The organism is Bacillus sp. AFS053548, assembly GCF_002575105.1.
In the GTDB taxonomy this organism is placed as follows: domain Bacteria; phylum Bacillota; class Bacilli; order Bacillales; family Bacillaceae_G; genus Gottfriedia.
Window position 1 is genome coordinate 41243 of the sequence record NZ_NUHI01000023.1, and the last position, 26603, is coordinate 67845.

17 protein-coding genes and 1 pseudogene are annotated in these 26603 nt (G+C 33.7%); 6 read left to right on the forward strand and 12 right to left on the reverse strand.

Going from position 1 to position 26603, the window contains the following annotated elements; all coding sequences use genetic code 11:
* Window positions 1–106: 106 nt before the first annotated feature.
* Together CN946_RS11765 and CN946_RS11770 are read right to left on the reverse strand one after the other, a co-directional pair.
* Window positions 107–4342: a S8 family serine peptidase gene (locus CN946_RS11765; protein WP_098861283.1), complete on the reverse strand. Its 4236-nt coding sequence runs from the start codon at window positions 4340–4342 to the stop codon at window positions 107–109.
* A 143-nt stretch (window positions 4343–4485) separates the two neighbouring features.
* Complete coding sequence (locus tag CN946_RS11770; RefSeq protein WP_098861284.1) at window positions 4486–5766, reverse strand: helix-turn-helix domain-containing protein; 1281 nt, start codon at window positions 5764–5766, stop codon at window positions 4486–4488.
* A gap of 431 nt (window positions 5767–6197) precedes the next feature.
* Between CN946_RS11770 and CN946_RS11775 the strand changes: the two genes are divergently transcribed.
* Window positions 6198–6560 carry a VOC family protein gene (locus CN946_RS11775; protein ID WP_098861285.1) on the forward strand — a complete coding sequence of 121 codons (363 nt, stop codon included), beginning with the start codon at window positions 6198–6200 and terminating at the stop codon, window positions 6558–6560.
* A 72-nt stretch (window positions 6561–6632) separates the two neighbouring features.
* Here CN946_RS11775 and CN946_RS11780 read toward each other — a convergent pair whose 3' ends face one another.
* On the reverse strand, window positions 6633–7562 hold the full coding sequence (locus CN946_RS11780) for a DMT family transporter (RefSeq protein WP_098861286.1): 930 nt from the start codon (window positions 7560–7562) through the stop codon (window positions 6633–6635).
* Window positions 7563–7701: 139 nt separating this feature from the next.
* On the opposite strand from CN946_RS11780, the gene pdxR reads away from it, so the two are divergent.
* Window positions 7702–9135: a MocR-like pyridoxine biosynthesis transcription factor PdxR gene (gene pdxR, locus CN946_RS11785; RefSeq protein WP_098861287.1), complete on the forward strand. Its 1434-nt coding sequence runs from the start codon at window positions 7702–7704 to the stop codon at window positions 9133–9135.
* Between the two features lie 32 nt (window positions 9136–9167).
* Complete coding sequence (locus tag CN946_RS11790; RefSeq protein ID WP_141546902.1) at window positions 9168–10013, forward strand: FtsW/RodA/SpoVE family cell cycle protein; 846 nt, start codon at window positions 9168–9170, stop codon at window positions 10011–10013.
* An 836-nt stretch (window positions 10014–10849) separates the two neighbouring features.
* On the opposite strand, the gene CN946_RS11795 is transcribed toward CN946_RS11790, so the two are convergent.
* Window positions 10850–11710 (reverse strand): pentapeptide repeat-containing protein, encoded by an 861-nt coding sequence (locus tag CN946_RS11795; RefSeq protein WP_286133913.1) that lies wholly within the window; start codon window positions 11708–11710, stop codon window positions 10850–10852.
* A 187-nt stretch (window positions 11711–11897) separates the two neighbouring features.
* A complete protein-coding gene (locus CN946_RS11800; protein WP_098861290.1) occupies window positions 11898–12932 on the reverse strand; it encodes a DUF3048 domain-containing protein in 1035 nt (344 codons plus the stop codon).
* A 349-nt stretch (window positions 12933–13281) separates the two neighbouring features.
* On the opposite strand from CN946_RS11800, the gene CN946_RS11805 reads away from it, so the two are divergent.
* Window positions 13282–13500: a hypothetical protein gene (locus CN946_RS11805; protein WP_098861291.1), complete on the forward strand. Its 219-nt coding sequence runs from the start codon at window positions 13282–13284 to the stop codon at window positions 13498–13500.
* A 196-nt stretch (window positions 13501–13696) separates the two neighbouring features.
* A complete protein-coding gene (gene gloA2, locus CN946_RS11810; protein WP_098861292.1) occupies window positions 13697–14083 on the forward strand; it encodes an SMU1112c/YaeR family gloxylase I-like metalloprotein in 387 nt (128 codons plus the stop codon).
* A gap of 505 nt (window positions 14084–14588) precedes the next feature.
* On the opposite strand, the gene CN946_RS11815 is transcribed toward gloA2, so the two are convergent.
* The 7 genes from CN946_RS11815 to CN946_RS11845 all read right to left on the reverse strand — a co-directional run bounded on the left by CN946_RS11815 (window position 14589) and on the right by CN946_RS11845 (window position 24382).
* Complete coding sequence (locus CN946_RS11815) at window positions 14589–16811, reverse strand: glycoside hydrolase family 65 protein (protein ID WP_098861293.1); 2223 nt, start codon at window positions 16809–16811, stop codon at window positions 14589–14591.
* A gap of 174 nt (window positions 16812–16985) precedes the next feature.
* Window positions 16986–17384: a VOC family protein gene (locus CN946_RS11820; protein ID WP_098861294.1), complete on the reverse strand. Its 399-nt coding sequence runs from the start codon at window positions 17382–17384 to the stop codon at window positions 16986–16988.
* 57 nt (window positions 17385–17441) lie between these two features.
* Window positions 17442–18533, reverse strand: coding sequence for a threonine aldolase family protein (locus CN946_RS11825; protein WP_286133915.1), 1092 nt, complete (start codon window positions 18531–18533; stop codon window positions 17442–17444).
* A 91-nt stretch (window positions 18534–18624) separates the two neighbouring features.
* Entirely contained in the window at window positions 18625–19233 is a 609-nt protein-coding gene (locus CN946_RS11830; RefSeq protein WP_098861296.1) for a methyltransferase domain-containing protein, read from the reverse strand.
* A gap of 233 nt (window positions 19234–19466) precedes the next feature.
* Window positions 19467–20528, reverse strand: coding sequence for a DUF871 domain-containing protein (locus CN946_RS11835; RefSeq protein ID WP_098861297.1), 1062 nt, complete (start codon window positions 20526–20528; stop codon window positions 19467–19469).
* 209 nt (window positions 20529–20737) lie between these two features.
* On the reverse strand, window positions 20738–23116 hold the full coding sequence (locus CN946_RS11840) for an immune inhibitor A domain-containing protein (protein WP_098861298.1): 2379 nt from the start codon (window positions 23114–23116) through the stop codon (window positions 20738–20740).
* A gap of 411 nt (window positions 23117–23527) precedes the next feature.
* Window positions 23528–24382, reverse strand: a complete 855-nt coding sequence (locus CN946_RS11845) for a MurR/RpiR family transcriptional regulator (RefSeq protein WP_098861299.1) — start codon at window positions 24380–24382, stop codon at window positions 23528–23530.
* 411 nt (window positions 24383–24793) lie between these two features.
* On the opposite strand from CN946_RS11845, the pseudogene CN946_RS11850 reads away from it, so the two are divergent.
* Window positions 24794–26255: pseudogene (locus CN946_RS11850) on the forward strand (IS1182 family transposase).
* Window positions 26256–26603: the final 348 nt, after the last annotated feature.

Consider the following 26603-nt stretch of genomic DNA (forward strand, 5'->3'; position numbering starts at 1 on the left):
CTTCTGCATCAAGTTATTTTTCTCAATCTTTCGGCGAAATAAACAAGTATTTATAAAAAAACGGCAACCTTTTGAAGGTTACCGTTTGATTTTTTCTTGTATAAAGTTACTCTAATCCAAGAGCTACTAAAACATCATCTAATGTTTTGCTCTTATACTTTGTAGCTGCTTTTGGTGAATTGTCGTTCCATGGATTTTGCATTAGGTAGTTATTGATTACATATTGCATATCTTTTGCATCAACAACGCCATCAAAGTTAATGTCTGCCGCACGCTTATTTGTACCCCAATAAGTTTGGATGTATAAAGCATCTTTCACATCAATGACATTATCTTTATTCACATCTCCGGCAGGTGCATTTTCATAATAGAGTGCCTTCGAGTAAGGTTTCACTTCCCCATTTTCTTTCAGACCGATCGTAAAGGTTTTCTTAACAGTGAAATGTCCCGGAATATCCACCTCTAGTGTAAATGGTTTATCCGTTAACGGCAGGTTAGATGTAAAATGCCAAGGGAAACCACTACTACTTCCAAACGTGTTTGGATATTCTTTTCCTGCTTCATCTGTCACTTTGACTTTTGCACCTGCCTTTACATAATCCAATGTTGATGGCTCATCAAGTTGAGGAAGCATAAATGCTTCTCCATAAACCCATGATTTCATGAAGGAGTATGCTCGTTCCACCTGATAAGGAAGACTAATACCAAAAGAAGATTTCGTTGTGCTATCCGTATTTGTGTACGATACATTGAATTGTGCTAAACCTAGGCTTGCACTTTCAGAATCACCTTTCACTTTATATGTTATATCTACCATTGGAACTTTTCCGGAAACTCCTGTTTGAGCTTCATCACCAATTAATGTTGCAGTAATATCTGTTCTTTTTACCTTTGTTCCGTTTACTTCTACATCTGTATCCACTGTCTGAATATCTACTTTTCCTTTCAATGCTGCATTTGGTTTAATACTTACTAACTCAGCATTCAATAAGCTTTGATCGTAAAATGAATACACAGCTTGCTTCATATTTGCCATATTGTTCATGGAAAGGGTAACTGTCACCGTTTCGCCTGCTTTTACTTTTTGTTTATCAGCGATAGCTGTTCCATACGGTGTGCCTTGTTTCACGTAGTATAGGGATTTATGGCCATAATAGTTCTGTACTGTCGCCATGTTTTCCGCATACATATCCACTTTAAACGGTTGGATTGTCTTGTTCAGCGGGATTTGTGTAGTAAAATTACCATCACTGTTCACCGGAACCGAAACAGTCCCCCCTCCTAATTGTTTACTAGGAACCGAATAGAAAACTTTATTATTTCCTTGAGAAGCATTGATACCGCCGATTTTCATATTGTCCACATCAGGATCATAGACTGAACCTGTTAACGATACGACTTGCTGATCAGGGCTATATTCATAGATGCCAGATTCCGAGCTTAGATTGAGTGTAGGCTGGGTAACGCTATAGTAAACAGGAGCGTCTGCGCTGAAGGTTTTCCCTTGATCATTTGTTCCTACAAGCTTAATTTTGTATAATCCTGGTGCAGTTTGTTCCTTATCATAAGCAATTGGTTGCTCTGGATTTCCCGTTAATGGATAATAATAACCTTCGTTCATTGCACCTCTTAAATAATATTCAATATTCTCATCCGCACCCATGCCGTCCAAAGTCCCAAGGAAGCCAATTTCTTTGTTCGTTTTCGGATCGACAAGAAATAAATCCATCGTACGCATATGAGAATTTAATTGGAAGTTAAGACCGATGGACCATCTTATTCCGTTATACCCCGCCTCTACCGCAGTCGTAAATGCAGGTGGATTTCCTGCAACATGGTGAATACCTCCTTTTACCGTATGAATAGCAAATGGAATTTTATATGTTTCATTAGGATCCTTTTGGTTTGTATAGACTACATAACCTTCATAAGTTCCAAGCTTTGCAGTTTTAGGAACATTGATTGTCGCATCCATATTCGCACTACTGTATCGTTTTACTTTTACAGATGATTTCACATCTAATGTAACTCCATTTGCGGTAGCGTCTTGGTCTGCTCTAGAGTCATTTGTAAAACGTCCATCCAATGTCTGGAATTGAACCTTCACATCATATGTTTTATCTACAGAGCTTTTATTAAATAACGTAATTGAACGTTGATTTGTTAAGTCTTTACCCGTAACAGCTTGTTCTCCAAAACTTAATGCACCAGTAATGTTTTTAATTTGTTTAATTCCTTTGCTTGCAAGAGTAGTTACCCCATTATTAGTTGAGTTATCTTTTACTGTTGAAGTCTTGTCTTTTACTTGAATTTCCGTCTGAGCATGAACAGCATCATATGGGTTTACACGCCCTGCCCCAACTTCATATACACTGTATTTATCATTTAATTGATCCGCTGTATTCATAAGTGTTGATTTAATATCAGAAGGAGACATATCTGGGTGAGCTTGCTTTAATAATGCTGCTACACCAACAACGTTAGGAGTTGCCATTGACGTTCCAGATAAACGCTCATATGCGTATTGATAGTTTCCGATTTGATCTGCTCCATGCATATATGAAGGAACAGTAGAGAATACAGATACACCAGGTGCAGTTACTTCAGGCTTAATATCGTATAGTACACGAGATGGACCACGTGAACTAAAAGGCGCTAATTTATCCCCCATAGTCACTAATTGTTTCATATTACTAAATGTAAACCCTAGAGATGTACCTTTTGATGCCCCAACTAAAGGTAATTTAGCAGCTAAGGAACTTCCTTGTGCGTAACTTAGTAAAAATGTTGGAAGTAAGCCATAGCCATCTCCAAGGTATACATCACCCAAAGGAACATTTGTATCATATAACACAACGGCTTTTGCACCATGTGCTTTAGCAGTTGCTATAATTTGAGTGATTCCAAAGCTACCTCTTTGTGCCAAGACCACTTTTCCCTTTACGTCAATTGGGTCAGAATTACCAGCAGACCCCATCCAATAACTAGCCTCACCACCATATGATACATTTACCATTTGCAAAGTTTGACCTTCAAAGTCCGCTACGTTATCAGTTAATCCTTGAGCAGCTAACTTAAGATCAGCAGATAAATCTCCTGTTGAAGAATGTAATGATCCCGAATATGTCGGAATTGAGACAGATGTATCACTCGCCCCTACTGTAATGGCTAATGGTGCGTTACCAGGTGCACCAAGTGAATACATTCGATCTCCTGAGTTTCCAGCTGCGACAATTGCTGTTACTCCTGCAAGGACAGCATTGTTTACAGCAATACTCGTAGGATATAATGGATCATTGTAATTCGCTCCAAGAGACATATTAATGATATCCATTCCATCTGATACTGCTTTATCAATCCCTGCCAAAATAGCTGAAGTTGAACCTGATCCATAAGGTCCTAGAACGCGATAAGAATAAATATCTGCTTCAGGTGCAACCCCTTCTACTGCAAAATCTGCATTGTTTTTCGCTTGTCCAGCAATAATACCAGCTACATGTGTTCCATGCTCAGTATAGTAGGCCTCACCGTTTGTAGCTAATTCTGGCTGGCCAGACTTCTTCCAATCGGCATATGATGTTTCCATCGGGTCATTGTCATTATCGACAAAATCATATCCACCTTTAAAAGCACCTTTTAGATCTGGATGATTGTAATCAATCCCAGTATCAAGAATACCGACTTTTACCCCTTTACCTGTAAAGCCTTCTTGGTGAAGTTTTTCAACGCCAGGGAATGTGACCATTGTATGAGTTGCAGCTTGCTTAGTCGTCGTCTCCTTGATCGAAGGTGGTTCTACTTGAACTTGCATATCACTCCAGACAGCCTTTACTGCATTAGATTTAAGTAACGACTTTACTTTGTTAGCTGGTAGAGTCATAGAAACACCATTAAATGCTTTTTTATATGAACGTTTAATTGAATATGGATTTTTCTTTGATTTTAATTCACTGCTAAAAATTGTTTTTAAGTCTTTTTGGAACGTTTCGTGTGAAGCATTCACTTTATCTTTTGCATCTTCTGCTGTTAGCGTTACTCCATCCGCCTCTGCTTCTAAAACGGCAGTCTGCTGTGGCTTATCCTTAAATTCAACAATGACCGAAGTAAGCTTGTCACTTGTTTGATCGACATCAGGAGACAATTGAAGTCCCTCTTTGTCACTTAATTTCAATTGCTTAATTGCCTCGCGCTGCTGAGGTGTCAGTTGTGCTAGTACTTGTTCAATCTTTGAAGTTGCTTGAGCATGAACTTGTTGTGAAAAGGAACCTGGTGTCATTGTAGTACTGATAAGCCCTGTTGTTAATGCTAACGTTGTAACATTTCTAAACATTTTCTTTTTCAACTACTATCCCTACTTTCTTTTCTTAATAAGCTCATTATAAAGAAACTTGATATAATTTTATTTTCTGAAAATTACGTCAAATGGTGTTTTTTTTTGAAATTTATTTATGTTTTTATTTTCTTCTTCAAACAAATAGAAAAGCACTATGCAAAGTTGCGCGAGGAGCTCTCCTTTATACCATTAATACTTAATAGTTTTATATACTTATTTATTTGATCAGAAGTCGCATGGTCCTTATATCTCCAATAAATTAGAAGACATTTATTGAATCTTTCTAAATTGCCTATTTGATTTGCTGTATAAGCTACATCCAGTAATTCATCTAAACCATTTGGTAGCTGTAGGCTTTCACACTGATAAAAAGCATATGCATAACGAAAATCCAAATGCACCTTCTGTTTTAACCATGGTTCAGCATCTATTATCAATTCTTCAATTGTATGTTTATATAAATCTAAGATTCTTTTAGCGTCATCTAATCGATTTAAACGAATAAATGCTTCAAGTACTTTTGGTAATCCAACATATACATCTTCTCTATCTTCTAGCCAACTAAGATATTGATCTACATACTCAAGCTGTCCATAATCCAAATAAGAAGCAAGTCGATTCCCTATAGCTAAATCAGCAAAATAATCATTTACCCCCGCATATTGTTCTGTAAGTTCTATTATTTCTTCTAATGAGCCTCCAAGGCGTGCAAGTGCAAAGCTTTTATACATAAGAGCTCTACCATAATACTCTCCGTTTTTAACCAATTTCCTTAATCTCTCGGCGTAGTAAAGCACCTCTTCCCATTGCTCGCGCCTATAGTAGAAAGCTGAGAGCCATAAGTATGCTTCCATTCTAACTTTTTTCGGCATACAGTACAGATACTCCAACACATATGTCAATGCGTTATGACCATCCTCTGTCATTCTTAAAATATAAAAACGCCTATAATAACTTATTGCCAATAGTTCTAAAACGTCCTTCGAATCGCATTCAATTATAATCTCGTACAAAAACAAAGCTTTCTCTTCTTTTCCAGCTTTAAAAAGCTCCTCTGCAACGAAAAAAATATAATTCAAATAATCGATTTGAATCGAAACTGAATTTTCAGTTGTCATCAGATGTAACAGATTTTGACAATGTTCTTCGTAACCATTAGTAAAGCATTTGAATAAAAACTGTACACTTTTACGCTTGTCCAAAATTTGTTCCTCATTAAAACACTCCTCATAAAAATATGAATAAAGTGAGCCTTCCTCCAACCCAATAGCTTCTGAAATGGCATCCAAATATTTTAGTGTGAGCGAGCGTTTATGATTGAAAATACGACTTATTTCACTAATATGAATACCTGACTCCTGAGCCAAATCAGTTTTTGTCCAGCCTTTCTTTAGGCATATACTTTGAATTTCTTTAAATAGAGCTGCGTTCATTCTTCTCACCTACAATTTTCTTCTTATTTACTTCTGCTCTTTCCCGAGCGTTATAAATGACCCATCTTCTTAAAGCTATTAAATTACAATTTCATTATAACGAGACTTGATATCATTTTATTTCTGAAAAATTTTGTCAATTTGTATTAATCTTGTAAACATAATCTATTTTTAATAGGCAAACGATTGAAAAAGGGCTTTCCATTAGTCACATAATGACTTATAGAGAACCCTAATAATTTGTTAATATAATATGAAACTACTGACGCTATAGATATTTAAGAGATTATTTCAAGAAACCTAGACATTAAAAAACTCTTTAAATGAAATACTAGGGAAAGATCCATTTCAATTTTCCAAATGATAAAAAAAGTAAGCATATGCTCTACAAAGAATAGTTAATAACAGTAAAATATATAGGAGCTGATTAAATGAATGGAGTTTTAGATATTGTTATTTTTTGTAAAAACACAAACTCTTCTAAGAGCTGGTATGAAAAAGTTGGATTTGAATATTTAAGAGGACACGATGGGATGTATTGGTTTAAAGCAGGGAATGGCGAGCTGATGCTCCATCCTACAGATACACAATCCAATACTGATGCAGTCTTTCAATTAGTCGTAAGTGAAGTTGATCCACTATTTGAAAGTGTGTTGGAAAAAGAATTAACGCCATTAGATTTCTCAAATGGAGAAAAAGTCATCACAGAACCTACTGTTCAACCATGGGGCTATAAGGAATTTTGCTTAAGAGATCCAGACGGTTACATATGGGCATTTGTTCAAAAATCATAATTAAAGTAAGAAAATCCACAGGATAAATTCATTTCCCTGTGGATTTTCTTTTTTTAGTTTAGATTAACGATATTACTTTGAAATATTCACTTCTTTTTTTAAAAGTCTTCCTTGCTTTCTATACATAGAAAACGTTGACCAATTTGCAATGAATACACCAGATAATATTAGTATGCCACCAATCGCCATAATTGGTTTGATCGGTTCGTTCATTACGAAATAACCTAAGACACTTGCAATTAATGGTGATACATAAAGCCATGTTGAGGGAAAGACCGGGTTCGTTTTAGATAATAACCAACTGTATAATCCATGTCCCCCTATTGAACCTATAAATACTAGATACAATATTGGCCACACGGCGTCCCAAGAACTTAAACTTTCAATTTTCGGTTTTTCTAATAAAAACGAAACTAATAGTAGAAATATTCCACCATATAACATTTGAAAAGCATTGATTAAAAATGGCGATACACTACTGTATTCTGTTAATATTTCTTTTGAGGAAATCGATCCAAATCCGTAAAAAGCTTCTCCTAATAATACTGCGATACAAGCAGCAACCCATAAGTAAGAGACATGCTGACTTATCCCAGGTAAACACACAAAAATAACACCTGCAAAAGCCATTAATAACGCTATTAATTGTTTACGCTCAATTCCCTTATTATTTCTCCTTAATTGGAAAAGTAAGATCATCATTGGACCAGTTGCAGACAAAACTGCGGCTAACCCTGATGTTATATACTGCTCAGCCCAATATAATGTTGAAAATGTCATAAAAGTTAAGCAGAATCCAATATACATAATTCGTTTTGAAAAAATAAATTTCTTCACATTTACCCCTTTAAGAAGGAAATATAAAATGACAATCAGTCCCGCTAATGTAAATCGAATGCCTGCTGAAAATAAAGGCGAAACTCCCGACTCAATTCCAAATTTTATTGCTAGAAAAGTTGTACCGAAAATCATGCAAATAAAAATATAATTAATAATGATCATTTCATCACCCCTTTGATAAAAGTATTATATTAAAGTCGGAGTATAACAGTATAATAGAGCATATAACAGTTAGCTCTTTTTCCATTGACGATTGATCTTTTTTTAATTAATTTATAACTAAAAAACTAGTGGTGAATATATGAAAATTCAAATCCATAAAAAATCAACAGTTCCAATTTATCTCCAAATAAGCACTCAAATTGCAGGTAGCATACAAAGTGGTCTACTTTTGCCTAACGAAAGATTACCATCTTTACGGATATTAGCTGAGGAACTTTCAATAAGCGTTTTAACTGTTAGAAAGGCTTATAAATGGTTAGAGACAAACGGCTATGTCACGGTTGAGCCAGGTAAAGGAGTATTTATTAGTAAGAAAGTAAAAAAACAAGCACAAGTCGATCCAAGTAATAACTGGCAACAGACTTTAGGAATCAATATTGTAAGATCTCAATACTTAATAAATAGGGAACCGTTAAAGTATGATTTTTCAAAGGCAGTTGTGTATCCACGTCTGCTTCCTAATAAATTTTTAGCGGATGAAATGCAAAAACTTTTAAGAGATGATGCGTCTATATTAACAACCTACGGGCCGGTTCAAGGAGATTTTGAATTAAGATCGGAAATTATTAAACATTTATATGAATTTCAAAAAATACGTTCTAAAGCTGAAAATCTAATTATTACAAGCGGGGTTCAACAAGGAATTGACTTAGTAGCACAAGCTCTATTAAAATCTGGGGATTCAATTATAGTCGAGAGTCCGTGCTATGGTGGTGCACTTGATATTTTTATAAATAAGGGGATTCATATAATACCTGTCGAGATGGATGAAGAGGGAATTCGATCAGACTTAATTGAAGATATGTGCATTAAATTTACACCAAAATTAATTTATGTTAACCCTACCTTTCAAAACCCAACTGGAATCTCAATGAGTAATGGTCGTAGAAAAGAATTAATTGAACTAGCTCAGCTGTATCATTTTTTTATTCTTGAAGACGATTCATTTAGTGATATTTATTTCGAAAAAGCATTTCAATATTACCCAATTAAGTATTATGATCAATCAGACCACGTCATCTACATTAAAGGATTTAGTAAGACTTTAGCACCCGGAGTTAGAATTGCTGCACTCCTAGCAAACGGACCGATTCTGGAATGGCTACTTGCGGTTAAAGCTTCAATGGATGTGGGTAGCCCTTTACTAACACAAAAAGCGATTTTACCATTTCTACGAACCGACCGAATGCGAAGTCACGTTGAAAAACTACGAATCGCTCTACAAATTCGGCGTGATACAAGTGTTGAAATACTTTCATCACTTAATGATCAATTAAATTTTCGGATACCTGATGGCGGCTTTAATTTGTGGCTTACATTTCATGAATCCAATCTAGATATTTTTAATTTATTAAGAAAAGCTAATCATGAAAATATATCATTCTTACCTGGTGTAGCATGTTTTAACAACAATTCAGATACCATTTCATTTCGGATTAGTTATTCACTAGTTAGCGAAAATGATTTAGCCGAGGGGTTAAAGAAACTACGCAATATAATTAAACAAATATAAAACTATTGTAAAGAAAGGCCATTTAGAACAAGATGCTTAATTTCAAAAAAATATACTTATTACCACTCGTCATAACCATGCCAGCAATGATAATCGGAGTACTTGCCATGATCAATAACCAAGTGTCCCCGTCCATTTACGGTCAAAATATTTTAATTACTATTGTAGGAGGACTCATCTCCTTTTTATTACTGTTTAGAGATCAGAAATCTACCATGAAAAAGACAAATATCATTGTCATTACATGCATACTCATATTATTTTTAGTTACCTTTTTGGACAAAGGATTACATGGTGTACATCGTTGGATAGCAATTGGTCCATTAAGATTTAATATCGCTTTAGTTTTAGTTCCATTATTAATAATACAACTAGCTAGTTTAATGAAATCAAGACCATTTTGGCTTACTTTTTCTTTTGCATTAATCTATACAGTATTATTACTTTTTCAACCTGATGCATCTCAACTAACAGCTTTTACGATTTCAATCTCATTTCTATTACTAAATATAAAAAAGAATAAAAGCGTTCAAATACTCCTATTAATTGTTTTTATACTTTTAATTACCTTAAGTTGGTCTCACTTAGATCAACTTGCCCCAGTTTCTTATGTTGAGGACATTCTAAGTTTAGTAAAGGGAATGGGAATCGGATGGCTAGTCTTAGCGGTAATCTCACTTTTAATTTTATTAATGCCATTTTTCTTATTTCCGCCAAACAGTGCAAAACCATTATCATTTAGTCTCGGGATTTATTTTTCGATTAGTATTCTTTCAAGCTTTTTTGGAAACTTCCCGGTACCGATTATGGGTTATGGAACATCGCCTTTTATTGGTTACTTAATTGCTATTTCTTGGTATGTATATAATAAAAAATGAACCATTAAAATGGTTCATTTTTAGACTGTTGTAAATGAGCTTGGGCTGTTTACTTCCTCATGAGCCTGTCATGAGGAAGTTTTTTTTATTTTTTTGCTGTTTTACTTCCTCATGAGCCTGTTATGAGGAAGTTCTTTTTATTTTTTTGCTTTTTTACTTCCTCATGGGCCTGTTATGAGGACGTTCTTTTCATTTTTTGGCTGTTTTACTTCCTCATGGGCCTGTTATGAGGACGTTCTTTTTAAATTTTTGCTGTTTTCCTTCCTCGTGAACCTGTCATGAGGAAGTTCTTTTCATTTTTTTGTTGTTTTACTTCCTCATCAAGCTGTTATGAGGAAGTTCTTTTTAAATTTTTGCTATTTTACTTCCTCATGAACCTGTCACGAGGAAGTTCTTTTCATATTTCCGCTGTTTTACTTACTCATGAACCTGTCATGAGGAAGTTCTTTTCATATTTCCGCTGTTTTACTTACTCATGAACCCGTCATGAGGAAGTTCTTTTCATACTTCCGCTGTTTTACTTACTCATGAACCCGTCATGAGGAAGTTCTTATCATTTTTTTGCTATTTTACTTCCTCATGAACCTGTCATGAGGAAGTTCTTTTCATATTTCCGCTGTTTTACTTCCTCATGAACCTGTCATGAGGAAGTTCTTTTCATATTTCCGCTGTTTTACTTACTCATGAACCTGTCATGAGTAAGTTCTTTTCATATTTCCGCTGATTTACTTACTCATGAACCTATTATGAGGATGTTCTTATCATTTTTTTGCTATTTTACTTCCTCATGAACCCGTCATGAGAAAAACTGAACCATTAAAAGGGTTCAGTTTTTCTCACCAATGAGATGGTCTTTTAAGTGTTGCTGGTATTCTAGTGTGATAATCTCCCTTGGCTGAGTTAATTTGAGCTTGAGTAAGAAAAATACTTCCTGTAAGGTCCGCACCACTCAAATTAGCATCACGTAAGTCTGCACCGATTAGATCAGAACCTCTTAAATCGGCTCCCTTTAAATCTGCAGCAATTAGATAGGCCCCTCTTAAGTTTGCTCCGATAAAATTCGCATCCTTTAATTTAGCACCAATAAAGTCTAAAGCTCTACCTGTAGCTTTTTGACGCTTCTTATTGTTTTTATATTTTTTCAAAGCCACGGTCCTTGCTTGCTCACTAGCACATAAAAGTAAAGAGTTAACTTCTGCACGGTGGGCAGTGATATCTAAGTTTTGTATTAGTTTAGGCTCCATAAGTGTTAATTTTTCAGTTTCTTCTAAAACTGTTTTTATTTCATTATGAATCTCACTTGCAGGACTAATCGTCAAACTTTCATTTAAATACCAAAGCATTTCATGCAGTTGCTTCATAATAGGAAATACTTCATACATCTCATTAGCCAATTCTGGATTTTGTCGCCAGTCTTGTCCATTAAAGGTTACTTGTGATACTTTTTGTCCCGCTCCAAAGCAATCAAAAACAGTACAGCCTTTGAAACCTAACTCTCTTAAATTCTTGTGAACTCCGCAACGAAAGTCTGATTGTAAATTATGACAAGGTTTGCCTGCAATTTTATCATTAGCAAAATCTGCCGAGGCAGCAAAAGGTAATGCGACACAGCATAGTCCAAAGCAACTCTCACAGTCCGCTTTTAGATCTTGATAACGCTCATTTACTAATCCTATATTTTCAATTTTACTAGCCACTCCCTGCGCCTCCTTCCTCCCATATATAAACGAATAATATTTTTTATCGTAACATCGTAAATTTTTTTGGTCAAACATAGTTCAGCTTATTAAGTGCAACTTTCAACATTCATTAGGCGGTGTTACTTTTTCATTCTTTAACAATAAAAAACAGATAATTATATAAAATTATCTGCTTTAATGTACTTTATTTTATTGTTACATCTTTTAAAAATGGAACAAAATTAATCCAAGTTTGACCTGGTGAAAGTTTTATTTCAGTTCCATCTAGTGTAAACGGAATGATTCGATCATCTACATTCTTCCATTGTATATTCATATACTTTCCATCAACAATATAATATCCTTTTCCTCCATGTTCGATATCAATTGAACGGCGACCATAGCTATCAATAATTTTATGAGTCGCTTCTACGACTATTATATTTTTAATTTGAAGCTCTTTCCCGTTCAAAGCATCCTTTGCTACAATTCCATTTTGAACCCGCTGAAATTGTTTAGTTGAATTCGAATATTTGTAAGTCACATTATTTTTTGCATCATGAGAATATTTTATAAATACTTCACCAGCATTTTTCCAAGAGTTATCAAATACTAAGTCTTTCTGCGTAAAATCTAATGGAGTAACTTTTTCTGAATAAGAGTAATGCCTTTGAACAACTCCTTTTTCAATACCCTCTTTCAAAATATAAGAATTGTGAGGTGCTTTTCTCGTTTTATCTCTTTTAAATAACGTACCGTCGTAGATCAGTCCGTTTAATGCATCAATCATTCCCGAATCCATCATTTGTTTCGCTTTAGGACTATTTCCGTGACATATAAATAATGCATGATAACCATTTGCCAAATTGATGTAATAATCTCTCGCACTTCTTACAGGACCTATTTTTTCAGGTATATTGCTTTGAAAAATGGCTAGAAATCTTGTAATATCTCCTTCTGCTAAAATTTCATAAACAACGTCAGCATTACTTAATCCACTTTGAGGTCTAGCTAAATAATAATTATTTACCATAACTGCTACAGGTCTTTGTTCACTAGCCTGACTTAATGGCAATCCACTTAAAGGAGCATAAATCGTATCAATTTCTCCTTTATCAATTACATGTTCATTCGAAGGATTTTTATCATCATTTTTAACTGTTTTTACAGACTTTTCGCCATGCTTACATCCTACTAGAAGCATACTTATCACAATTATTGATAAAATTTTCTTATGCATTGGCTCCCTCACAATCTGTTATTTTCTTAAATTGTATTAAATAACTTTTAAAATAGAAAGGATTTGTTAGAATTTTTCAAAAAATAAAACATTCAACTAATGATTGAGTATGTAGAAAAAGTCCCCAAAATTTGATTTTCAGACTGATTGCAAGAGTTTGTCTTTCGAGGAGCGGAGTTACCCTAAACGGTAATGAGCACCGCAGACAGGCGAAGCAACGAAGAAAGCGAACGTTTGTCAACAGTCTGAAATGAACTTGTATTGTTAAATAATCAGCTTAAATTTGTTCTTATTTTATTTAATCTTAAATATTTATAAAGATAAGAATGATTAGAGGAGTTGAAGCTATATGATTGTAGTTCATTATATCGAGAAAAACGTTGAACTATTAAACCAACTACTCAAAAATGTCCCCTCTGAAGGAGATACTATTTCCATTAAAGGTCGAAAAGGTAAAGTATTAAGTGTTAATCAAATAAATGATAAACATGTGCATGTAATTCTAGAGCTAGAAGTTATTAAGAAAGTACAGGTTTTAGCAAAAGATGATAAAAAAAGAAGAAGATAAATTTCTAAATTTTAATGGGATATTATTCCCATTATTTTTTTTGAATTTTTGTCCAGGTTCACAGTATCACAATTCATTTTTCCACTTAAAACTATGAACTATACTGTCTAAATGGAATGTATTCTTTTTTCAAACTGGACTAATCATGATAAACTAGGAAAAGTTTTAGTAAATCAAAGTAATAAGGAGTTTTATTATGGAAATTAAGAATATCCATCATGTCGCTATTATTTGTTCTAATTATGAATCGTCTAAGCACTTTTACATAAATTTATTAGGATGTAAGGTAATTAAGGAAACCTATCGAGAGGAGCGAGACTCTTATAAATTGGACTTAAGTATTGGAGAAACTGGACAAATTGAACTATTTTCATTTCCTAATCCACCGAAGCGTCTAACAAATCCAGAAGCAGTTGGGTTACGCCATTTAGCCTTTACTGTAACTAATATAGAAGAAAGTATTCAATTCTTAAAACAAAATGCTGTCTTTGTAGAACCAATTCGAATTGACGAGTTAACGAATAAAAAATTTACATTTTTCCAGGATCCTGATGGCCTACCTTTAGAATTGTATGAAGAGTAGATTTTAAAAAATAAAACCCAATCTTAATGAAAGATTGGGTTTTCAGGCTGTTTAAAAACAAAATTCTTAATTAATGACCATTTTTCTCGTAAAAGGAGTCCACGTGAGGTTGATTTCCACTACGGGATACTCTCGCTTTCCATGGGGCGAGACCTGAGCCTCCTCGGCCTGCCTGCGGGGTCTCAGCCTTCCCGCATATCCCATAGGAGTCGAGCACCCCTCCGTTCCAATCAACCTTTTTCTTAAAAAAATGATTACACTAAAAACCTAATTTAATAACTTTTACTTAGAGTAAAAGAAGTTTAATTTTCACTTTAATTTGTTTGATTTTTGAAAGATAATACAATCAATTTAATCAACAAAATTATTATGATCTTAATAAAATCCACACTACTATCTTAATGCACAAACTTTTCAAAATTGACTCCAATTTATTTCAACTAACTGACAAAACACAATCTCAATAAAAGATTGTGTTTTGTTTTTCCCCTTTTTTTCTCTCTTCTTAAAGTGAAACTTTTATTTTATCTGTTATATTATATGTTTCACCATTAATTTCTAATGATACTGGTGGACCATATTCCTTTGTGACTGTTATCGATTTTTTGGAAATTGTTACTTCAAGTCTTGCTCCTTGCCATAGGAAAGGAAAAATCATCTTATCCCAATTTGGAGGTAATTTTGGATCAATTTTTAAACGATTTATGTCCATGGAGATGTTTGCAAAGCCAAAGATTGCTACTAGCCAATTTGCTCCCATAGGCGCAGCATGAATTCCATCATCTGAAGATTTTGGATTCGGTCCTAAATCGATTAAACATCCTTCTTGAAATAATTGGTAAGACTCTTCTTGATAGTCACATCTTGCAGCAACAATTGCATGAATTGCTTTGCTTATTGGAGAATCATGAACAGTACGCTCCTCGTAGTATTCTAAATTCTTTTTAGCGATTTCCGTTGAGAACAAATCTGGGAAAAGATAAAGCAACATGACAACATCAGCTTGTTTTAACACTTGTAGTTCATAAAGTTCTTGTAGAGAATAATCTAATAGAATTTCCCGACTTGCAATGGATTGTCTATATTCCGTTAGGTCAATCTCGGGTTTACTTAAAAATGTATCATCTTGCGGGATGACATTTTCATCATTCTGGTTTGGTAAATATAATCGTTTTAAAAAATCAGTACACTTTTGCTTTAATTCTGCATCAGGATCATTGTATTTTCCCATATAATTTAACGCATTCTGCACATTATAAAAAGCCATGTAATTCGTATAAGCATTATTATCGACTTGATCTGTATATTCGTCTGGACCGATGACATTTTTAATAATTAAATCGCCATTTGTATCAGTTGTCCTACTCACCCAAAAGCGCGCAGTTTCTTTGAGAAGTTCAAGTCCATCATTGGCCATAAAGCTTTCATCTAGCGTGTTTTCATAGTATTGAACGACAGCAAATGCAATGTCAGCTACAATATGTTCACTTGATTTTGCTAAATTTGAGCTTTGATTGATCTCGGGTATTGTATTATCCGCTGAACCTTTTTGTGTTTCTTCTTTTCCGGAAAAAGCACTTGCCCAAGGAAATAAAGTACCCTCATAACCTGATTGGTATGCATTTACTTTTGCTTCTTTAATATGATGATAGCGATATCTTAGTAATCTTTTAGCAATCTCAGGTTCAGTAAATAAGTGAACCGGTGCAATAAACATCTCTGTATCCCAAAATATTAAACCATTATTGCCCTCACCAGTTAATCCCCTTGCGCCTATACTCAATCGATCATCATGCCCAGGGGTCATCGCTTCAATGTGATACAAAGAAAAATCTAGAGCTAACTGATCTGCTTGATCCTTCGAAGTTATGACTACTCTTTTTTGCTTCCAAAAATCCTGCCATTTGATTGTCGTACTATTTCTCAAATTATCATAACCCTCTGATAAAAATTTCTGTACAGTATTAACACTAGCTGCAGAAGGTTCTTCCCGTAACATATCATTAGAGGTATAAACTGAGCTAATTTTTGAAAACTCAACAGTTCGATCAACGACGAGCTCTTGTGTAATTGAGGCTAGAAGTTGATTATTTAACGTAAAATATGAAACTTCACTCTCATCAGGTGTTACACAGCATGTTGCAATGGCAATTTTCTGTTTAGTCTCAGTAGTTTGATAAACACCATGCATAATTCTATTATCCATTATTCTTACTAATTCTTCTGTAAGTTCATTCTTTTGTTGAATAACACACTCCGCATTAATACCTGTTTTTATTTTAATCTTGGCATTACAATCTAAAGCCGTGACAGTAATTTTTGAAGCGAGTAAATGTAAATCATCCTTTGAAACAAAACGCTGAAACAAAAAGTGGAATCGATTTCCGTCTTTATTCTGCCAAATTACCTCTCTTATTAATTCACCGGTCAGCATATTTAATTTTCGATCATAAAATGTAAATTGACCAGTTGCATTCGAAAAAATATCACCATTTATTTCAATTTCCATTCCAATTAGATCTGGAAGATTCACAATCTTTGTCGTTTGACTTGGAGATAACTGATTATAGATACCTGCTATATACATCCCCCTAGTTTGTCCTTCATAGTCTTCTTCATGACAAGATCTCAAACCTAAGTAACCATTACCTAATGCCATTAAACTTGCATATTTATTAATTAATTGCTCGTCAAATTCTTTTTCAGTAATCATATTTACTTCATTCATATAGTTAAATTCTCACCTTTATAAAAATTCATATAGTAAAAGTTTGCAATAAAACTTCTTATTTTAAACTTGATATTAAAAAAATATTGGCTGATTTTTTAAAAATAGGATTACTGACAATAAAAAAAAAATCGTGTCACTGTTTCCAACACGATTTTTTCTTACAGTTCTTTATTAATTTTTTGCGAGAGTTAATTGCCAAGATACACCATATTTATCATTCACCCATACAAATTTTTCACTGAATGGATATGATTGCAAAGGCATTAATACTTCACCATCTTGACTTAATTGTTTGTATGCATTTTCAATTTCTTCATTTGTTTCACAAGTCACATATAATGAAACAGCTGGTGTAAACGTGAATTTATGTTTAACGGTACTATCAATGCACATAAATTGTTGGCTGTTTAATGTGAAAGTAGCATGTATTACTTTCCCTTCAAATTCACCCATATCTGCTCCATAACGCGTAATATTCACAATCTCTGAATCGTTAAATAGTGACATATAAAAATTCATTGCTTCTTCTGCTTGTCCTTCAAACATTAAAAACGTTGTAATTTTTTGCATTTAAGTCAACTCCCTTTTTCATTTATATTAAAAATTCATTGCTTAAACAATTTTGACTTATAGTGATTTCATTTCTTCGTTTAATTTGTTAAAAATACTGTGAAGATCCTCTTTAGAGATTGTTGAATATAAATCCCCAATACTAATCTCGCAATAACAAACTTCCTCATTAACTGGTCTTAAGTTACCGGTAATACCGATTTTTGTTTCTTCATGAATAGATTGAAGTATGTGTTTAACCTTTTCGATCGGAGCATTAAAATGGACATGAAACATATTAGAAACAGGAATAGCTGGTACAGTTTTGATTGCTTGGCAACTATTAAAAAATTTGGCTAACTCTACTGCATCTTCATAGTATTGCCCCATCTTATTTGCTCTTTGATCAAAATAATAATTTGCACTTATTATATAAGGATAAAGACTAATTAAATCGCCTCCATGTCTTCTTTTCCAAACTTTTGATTCGTCGATAAAATCTCTGTCACCAGCAAGAATGGCTCCCGCTACTCCCCCAATGCCTTTATAAAATGACATATATACACTATCAAATAAGCTACATAATTCAGAAGCTGTCTTCTTATAGTATGGGAGAATTTCCATTAATCTAGCACCATCTAAATGCAATTTAATTCCCTTTTCACGGCAATATGAAGAAATTGATTCTAGTGTTTCATATGATGGTAGTTGTCCACCAATTTCTCGTTGTGGTAATTCTAGTAATAAACAAGAGATTTCCTCATCCATTGCTAAAACATCCTCTAACTCAATAACACGACTTTTATCTGCTAGTAAAATAGGCTGTATATTATGTAGTTTTTTCAAACCATCTTCTTCATGAATTTCTAAATGTGATAAAGGATGATAAGCAACTTTATTGATTCCTTTTTGATCACACCAAATTCTTAATGCGATTTGCTGAGCCATCGTACCGCTCGGAAAAAACACTGCTGATTCCTTACCTAAAAACTCTGTCATTTTTTTTTGAAAATCTTCAATAAAATTCCCTGCTCCATAAAGGTCGCTTTCTTCACTACCATTGAATTCGTTTAGTGCATCCTTTAGTACTTGGATATTTCTAAATCCATTACCCGCTAATTGTTGGTTTGTATTTTTAAATGATTCTATAAAAGGATTAATGTTATTCAAATTGAACTCTTCCTTTCGACTATTTAATTTACTGTTATCCCACTTAAAAAAATTCTCCATTACGACCAATAAATCCTTGAATCTTATAAAATTAGTAAGTTAATCCATAGACTAAAAATCTTTCATTTTGATTTTTCATATAAGCATCTGCTAATAGGATCTCTTGTTTTAATTCAAAGGCAGTCTGGTTTTCCAAAAAATAAATATAATCATCAGAACTATAATACAAAATGATTTCAACATTCCTTTTTGATTGCTCGACCGAAATTAAAATGTTATTTATGATATTCATAAAAATTTGGATTGAAAATGGATTAAAAAAATAGAAACAATTATCTAATGGATTAATTTGATAATCTTCAGCCAAGCAACAATAAAACAGGATTTTGTCTTCACTCGTCTTTGTTTTTTTTATGTAATTCTTTGTATTTTCAATTGCTTCATTATAATATTTTTCATTCATTTCAATTCCAACAACAGTGGCATTAAATAAGCTATTTATATAGAAATTTAATCTTCCTTTACCGCATCCGAAATCAACTATTCGATCATCGCTTGAAAGTATGTATTGCTTAAATAATTGTTGTAAAGCGCTATAAGGTGTTGGCTCATATCGATGATAATGAAAAGATTCGTTAAATCCTTTTTGCTCTCCCTCTGTTTTTATATTCAGTAGGTTATCATAATACTTATCGTCCATTTTTCCACGACCATTCGAACTAATATTTTGTAAGTATCTTTATCATATCGTTTCTAAATAGTTCAGTCTAACCTTACAAAAAAAGTGTGTTATTTAAACACACTTTTTTTGTAGACAAAGTTCTAAAAAATTGATTTTCAGACTGATTGCAAGCGCTTGTCTTTCGAGGCGCGAAACCTGAAGGCGAAGCAACGAAGAAAGCGAGCGTTTGTCAACAGTCTGAAGCGTGTTATTTAAACACGCTTTAACTTAAATTTCTTACCCGCTCCAATATATTGTAATAATGATAGATCGTCTTCAATAATCATTCCTATTACATTTACTTTCTCATCGCTTGGTAGATTAGTAAGCATAATTTGTAGCTCACCTCCATATCTGCCATATAATTCATTATCAATTGTGACAGATCCAACTGAGCGAGTAATTGTATTTATTGGCTTTAAACTATTCTTACCAAAGCTTCCATATAGTCTAGACTCCATTGATCGAAGACAATCGCGTGCGGGATCTTCTCGATTGGTGTGGACTTGCTCAACAATGGAAAGGATTTCTTCTTCTTGTGAATATGGTTTATATCTTAATTCCATATAGTCCTCCGCTTTTGAAAGAGCCTCCATCGTTTCTATTTTTATACTAATATCACCAACTAAAACTTTATCAATGTAACAGTTTTGAGTCAGGTCTAAGTAAGCTAGCAGAGGGTTAATTCCACGATGTTTTTCTAATGTTGGTAGTCCTTTAAAAAGTGGTCCTCTCATTTCATCATTTCCAGGTATAAATGCCATTGTTGTAATTCCATAGCTTTTTAACCATTTGTTTTTTTCGATTAAATAAGTTGTTGCTAATCCGGTTTCTGGACGAGGATAAAAATTATGCCAAGCCTCTACATTTTCAGTTTGCAATCCATGTTTAAGCAATTCGTCTAAAAATGCAGGCGTAAGTGTACTAGCATTAAGTGCAATCTTCATTTTTTTAGAAAGGTCTGCTATTTGTGTTTCATTTAATCCGTAATCTACTCGTAATCCAGTAACTCCCCAATTTTGTAATTCGCTAACGGATGAGTAATCTAACCCTAAATGTGTTAGTGATTTTGCTGAAATATCTGCCATAAGCTCCATTTCATTTTCTATTGCCCATGTACCAAGTTGAAGAAGTGATTTATAGGTTGAAGGGTCATCTTCTGGTATGTGTAACGATGTAAAAATTGATTGAAATCCATTTTGCTTTGCTACTTCAATATATTTTTTATTTTTCTCAATATTTTTTTCAGATAAATAGATTGATATACCTAGCATAGTCTCTTTCCTTCTTCCTACTATTAGATTTATACTATTTGGTTATCATTTTAAACTTCCGAAATAAAAAGTCAATATAGCGCTTGAAATACATGAAATTACATTTCGTATCAATGTAATATATTTTTAGTCTATCTAGTGGTTTCCTATTAATCACTTAAAAACAAAAAAAGAAAGACAACATTAAGTTGCCTTTCTTAAGCTCATTATTATTTATAAACTACGATTGATCCAACTGATTTGTCAGTAGATTGACCATTAACACGAACTTTTAAACCATAGTGTCCGATGTTACGACCAGCATCTGGTAAGAATGCATTATTGTAGTCTTTGCTATCGTTAAATAAAGAGACAGCTTCTTGACTTGGAGATGTAAATGCTTCTCCTGTTGCATAAGAAATGTTATAACCTGATGTTGGATTTAATCCGAATGCTGCATCCGCTACATGGAAACGAGAAGATGCTTCAGCGCCATAGTTCCATACTAAATTTGTATCGTCGTGAGCATCAACAACACCTAAGAAACCATCACCTGGGTGAATACCTGTCCAGTTTTCAGTAAATGTATCATCAACATACCATACTACTAAACCGCCATCATAGCTTAATAGAGAGTTTCCGCGTTTGATATGAGCTAAACCTTCGTCAGCACCTTTATGGTTACGCCATTCTAATAAGTAGTAATGATTTGAATATTTGTTACCGTCAAACTTAGAAAATCCATCTAAAGTAAATGGAGAAGTTGCATTTTCAGCACCATCATCAACAATTGTAGCACCGTCTGCTACTACTTTGATATTATCTGCGAAGAAACCAACGTTTGAAGTACCCCAGTCAGTTGCAGAACGTAAGCGAAGCTGAATCTTTTTACCTTTGTAAGCTGATAAATCAAAGCTTTGTGCTTCCCATCCATTTGATTTTCCTGTGAAACCAGGCATTGAATCAAGGATTGTTGGATATCCTTCAGCTACAACATCACTTCTAGTGTGGCTGTTACCTAATGATTTCCAAGTAGCTCCATTGTCAGTTGAAACTTGAACAAATGCGAAATCCCATTGTTCTTCCATATCGTACCAAGCATCAAACGATAATGTTGCAGAAGCTTTACCAGTTAAATCTACAGAAGTAACCATGCTGTTATCCATTTCATCTGCTTGTCCACCCCAATACTCATAAGTGCCAGCAGCTGGTTTATTAATAGCTGTTACTTTTTTCGGTAAATTCACTTGAATAGCTTGGTTGTTTTGTCCAAGTGGTGAATTTGCCTGATCTAATAAGAATTGAGTACCTTTTGTAGATACATCTTCCCAATTTACAACAGTTGGGTTAGTCCATTTTCCACCTAAAGTTGATTGGAAATATGATTTTGCCCATGGAGAGAAACCAGTTGGCTCTGTTCCAGGAACTGTTCCTGCCCATGAACCTGCTGACATGATTGACCAATATTCAACAGCTTCACCAGCACCTGAGTAAATTGTATCGTATTCATCTGGTAATCCTAAATCATGACCATATTCGTGTGCAAATACACCAGTTGCACCGTCTTCAGGCATCATCGTATAGTCATAGAATCCTGGTTTACCTTTAAGACGTCCGTCTGGATCAACGAATGCAGCAGAACGGTGAGACCAAATTGCATTGTCTCCTTGTGATCCACCGCCAGCTTCTTGCCCCATACCTGAGTGAATGATTTGAAGGTGATCAACTAAACCATCTGGCTCCCAGTAGTTTCCATCTCCATCTAAATCATGTGGATCTTCTAAATCATAATCTTGTAAAGGTATTCCTGCAGCTAATGCTGCAGCGTAAGCATCTGCTACTAATTGTTTTGATCCACCCGGTCTTACATTATCATGTCCTGTTGCAGAATCTTTTCCATAATATGCTGCAGTACCTGGTACTTTTAACCAGCCATATGCTTGACCATCAACTGTATATGTTCCACCAGATTGTTGTTCATAATATTGTTTTTGTGAAAGGAAAGTTTCGCCGTTTGGACCTTTCACCCCATTTTTACCAAAAATCATATCTTCATAGTGTTGTGGAGTATAATCTGGATACCAATTATCTGTTTCACCCTTCTTAATACTGTTATGAGGAAGATCAGAAAACTCTACCATTAATGTTAAAAGTTTACCCTTCTTTTGAACACCCGGTGAAGCTGATTCTTTAACTGGATCAGGAGTACCTTTTAATTGACCATTTTTCTTACCGTTTCCGTGTAATAGGCCATTATTAAAATCTTTAAATTCATTATGTTTAGCAGCTTCTGCTTTCTTTACTTTGCTAGCAATTGGATCTTTATCTGTTACTGGATCCGCTTGACCTTTAACCGCTAAATAACTTTGTAATGCAGCTTGTTTCTGTGCTTCTGAAGCATTAGCAGAAACCACACCACGTTTAATTAATGCATCTAATAACTTTTCGTCATTAACTAACGATAAATCTAAAGTACTTTTTGAATGCTTAGCTAATGTACTATGTACTTTACTTAAGCTTTCAGATGATGCTGTTTTTAATGGAATTCCAGAAAATAAAGTTCCGGCAACCATTACTGATGCAAAACTAGTTACTACAAACTTGTTCAAAATAAGCCCCCCTTAATAATTTTCAAAGTACATTTTAATAATATTCTAAAAATTCTTTAAATCACAGGGGGTTTTTTTCATCAAATACTAACAAATTTCACATAATTTTTACAAAAAATTTACATTACATCAAAGAAAAATGACGAATTTCGTCATTTTTTATAACTTGCTTTTTCGACATTACGTTCTTTAGTCTTATATTATTCTTTTATTCTAATTTTTAAAATTAGAACTTTAGAATTATTAAAATAACATTAAAAATAAATTTAATAATGTAGTACATGTAATTGTAACTAGTTATATAAATTTGCCTCTTCAAATTTTGACATTTTTTTCCTCATTTAACTAAAAAAGAAGATAAGCCATAAACTTACCTTTGCTCATCTTCCTTTACTAGTTATTTAATTTTGATTACCTTCTTAGTTTACCTGCTTCTTCACTATACTCATGAAGTTTACTAGATACTTTGTTTCCAATTCGGTTAAAGCATATAACATATAATGAATCGATTATATTTTGTTGTGCCATTTTAGAAGCTATACTTCCTATTCGAATATCTTGTTCCATGTCAGGTGTGCATAGCTTGATATCAGCTTCCTTAAATAACGGAGACTTGGCAAGCTTAGTAATCGCAATGATCGTTGCTCCCTTTTTCTTAGCAAAACGAGCAAGCTCTAATACATCTTTTGTTTTCCCTGAATTTGAAACGGCAACAAAAATATCGCCTTCTTCCATATGACCTACTAAAGTGATGACCATATGGAAGTCAGGAGACATGATGGCATGGTAGCCAATTTTCCCAAATTTATATGCTCCGTCCATAGCGGACACAGCAGAACCGCCTACTCCATAAAATATAATCTTCTTTGCTTTTACAATTTCATCAGTTGCTTTTTCTAATTCTCTTTTATCTAGAGTTGATACCGTAGCTTCAATAGCGGCTTTATTTACATAAGTTACTTTATTAAATAAATCATACGGTGTATCTTTCTTATCCATTACAGAAAAATCATTAATATTCATTTCAGCTACAGTCAAATCACGAACTAATGCTATTTTAAAGGCTTTAAAACTACCGATTCCTATTGTTTTACAAAACCTAACAACACTTGCTTCACTAGCTCCAGTATTGTTCGAAATATCTTTAGTCGTTAGGTTTGGTACAATTTCAGCATGCTCCATTATATATACAGCGATTTTCTTTTCGGCTTGCGTAAATCGATCCATATAATTTTCAATTTTTGATAAGATTGTTAAATGTTTCATTTACTAAACACCTTTCTGCTAAAAAACATACAAAATACTATTATTCTCTATTATGAACCAAATGTTTAGAAAATCATATTAATAACCAAATTAAAGTTGTTTTTTAGTTCTTTCTACATTTAAAAATTTGTTAAAAATAAAAAGTGTAGGAAAAAATATTCCCTACACACGCAGCTGAAAAATAACCTTATCAATTAAATTACCAAATTTCCGTAAAAGGGGTAGAGTGATGTTGATTTCCGCTACAGGATGCTCGCTTTCCATGGGGCGAGATTCTTTAGCCTCCTCGGCGAGCCGAGGCCACTGAAAAAGTCCACGGGTTTTGAAAAAGTGAAGGCTTTCTCGATTTCATCGAGGAAGCCTTCACTTTTTTCTTGTATAATTATTTTATCAAGTAATGGTGGTGTCCGAATGATCTCAAATCAAGAATCTTTTACTCTTAGCCCTTTCATGGCGTTATATGATCTAATTGTTCCGAAAGATAATATGCTTCGTCAAATAAATGAATTAGTTGATTTTACGTTTGTTTTAGAAGAATTAAAGAATAAATATTGCCTTGATAACGGCCGAAATGCAGTGCCGCCTATTCGTATGTTCAAATATTTGTTACTTAAATCAATCTTTGATTTATCAGATGTAGATGTTGTTGAACGTTCAAAATATGATATGTCTTTTAAATATTTTCTAGATATGGCTCCAGAAGAATCAGTGATCAATTCAAGTTCTTTAACGAAATTTCGTAAGCTTCGTTTAAAAGATGTTGGATTATTGGACATGTTGATTCAAAAAACAGTTGATATCGCACTAGAAAAAGAACTAATTAAAAGTACCTCCATAATAGTTGACGCAACTCACACAAGAGCGCGATTTAATCAAAAATCACCAAAAGAATTTTTTAATGGAGAAATCTAAACTCCTTAGAAAATCTGTCTATCAAATCAATGAGGGAATGAAAGAAAAGTTTCCTCAGAAGCCAACAACGGATGACGTAGTCGAAGAACTTGCCTATTATGAAAAAATCATTCAAGCTGTGGAAAAAGAAGAAGCGATTCGTGAATATCCAAAAGTAAAAGAAAAACTGAACTATTTAAAAGAAATCGTTGAAGATTACCATGACAATCTAAAATTTTCAAATGATCCTGACGCACGAACTGGACATAAAACTGCTGATTCCTCTTTTTTTGGATATAAATCACATTTAGCGATGAATGAAGAACGAATCATTACAGCTGCAGTCATTTCAACAGGTGAAAATACTGATGGTAAATATCTAAAAACATTGATTGAAAAAAGTCTTGAAACAGGAATGCAAATTGATACAGTCATTGGTGATACAGCTTATTCAGAGATTGATAATCTTCAATATGTAAATGAAAATGAATTACAATTAGTTTCGAAATTAAACCCCACGATTACACATGGAACACGTAAAAAAGAAGATGAATTTCAATACAATAAGGATGCGGGTATGTACGTTTGTAAGGCAGGTCATATGGCAATTCGAAAAAGAAGACAAGAAAGAAAAAATCAGAAAAAAAATCCGCGTGATATGTATTACTTTGATATTGAAAAATGTAAAAAGTGTCCCTTTAAAGATGGATGTTATAAAGAAGGTGCCAAAAGTAAATCGTATATTGTAACAATTAAATCAACTGAACACAAAGAACATGCACAATTTCAAGAAAGCGAATATTTCAAAGAGAAATCGAAAGAACGCTATAAAATTGAAGCAAAAAATAGTGAATTAAAACACAGACACGGGTACAATGTAGCAAATTCCTCGGGTCTATTAGGTATGGAAATGCAAGGTGCAATGGCCATATTCGCAGTTAATTTAAAACGAATACTGACCTTAATGAAGGAAGAAAAATAAAAATGTATAAAGGAAAAGGCGATTTTCCGTTCAATTCTGAACGAAAAATCGCTTTTTTTATTTCACATATTGATTACAGTAAATAAAATTGACTGTTTTTCAGTGGCCTCGGCGAGCCTGCGGGGTCTCAGCCTTCCCGCTTATCCCATAGGAGTCGAGCACCCCTCCGCTCCAATCAACTTATTCATCAAAAAAAATCTGCAATAAAAACCTAATCAAATAGCCTTTACTTAGAGTAATCTAACAGTTGTTTATTAATCAGTTTGTAAATCAATTAATATCGAACATTAATTAATAAACTAACTATTCAATGGGATTTGTTTTTCCAAAAGTCATAAAATTCTAAAA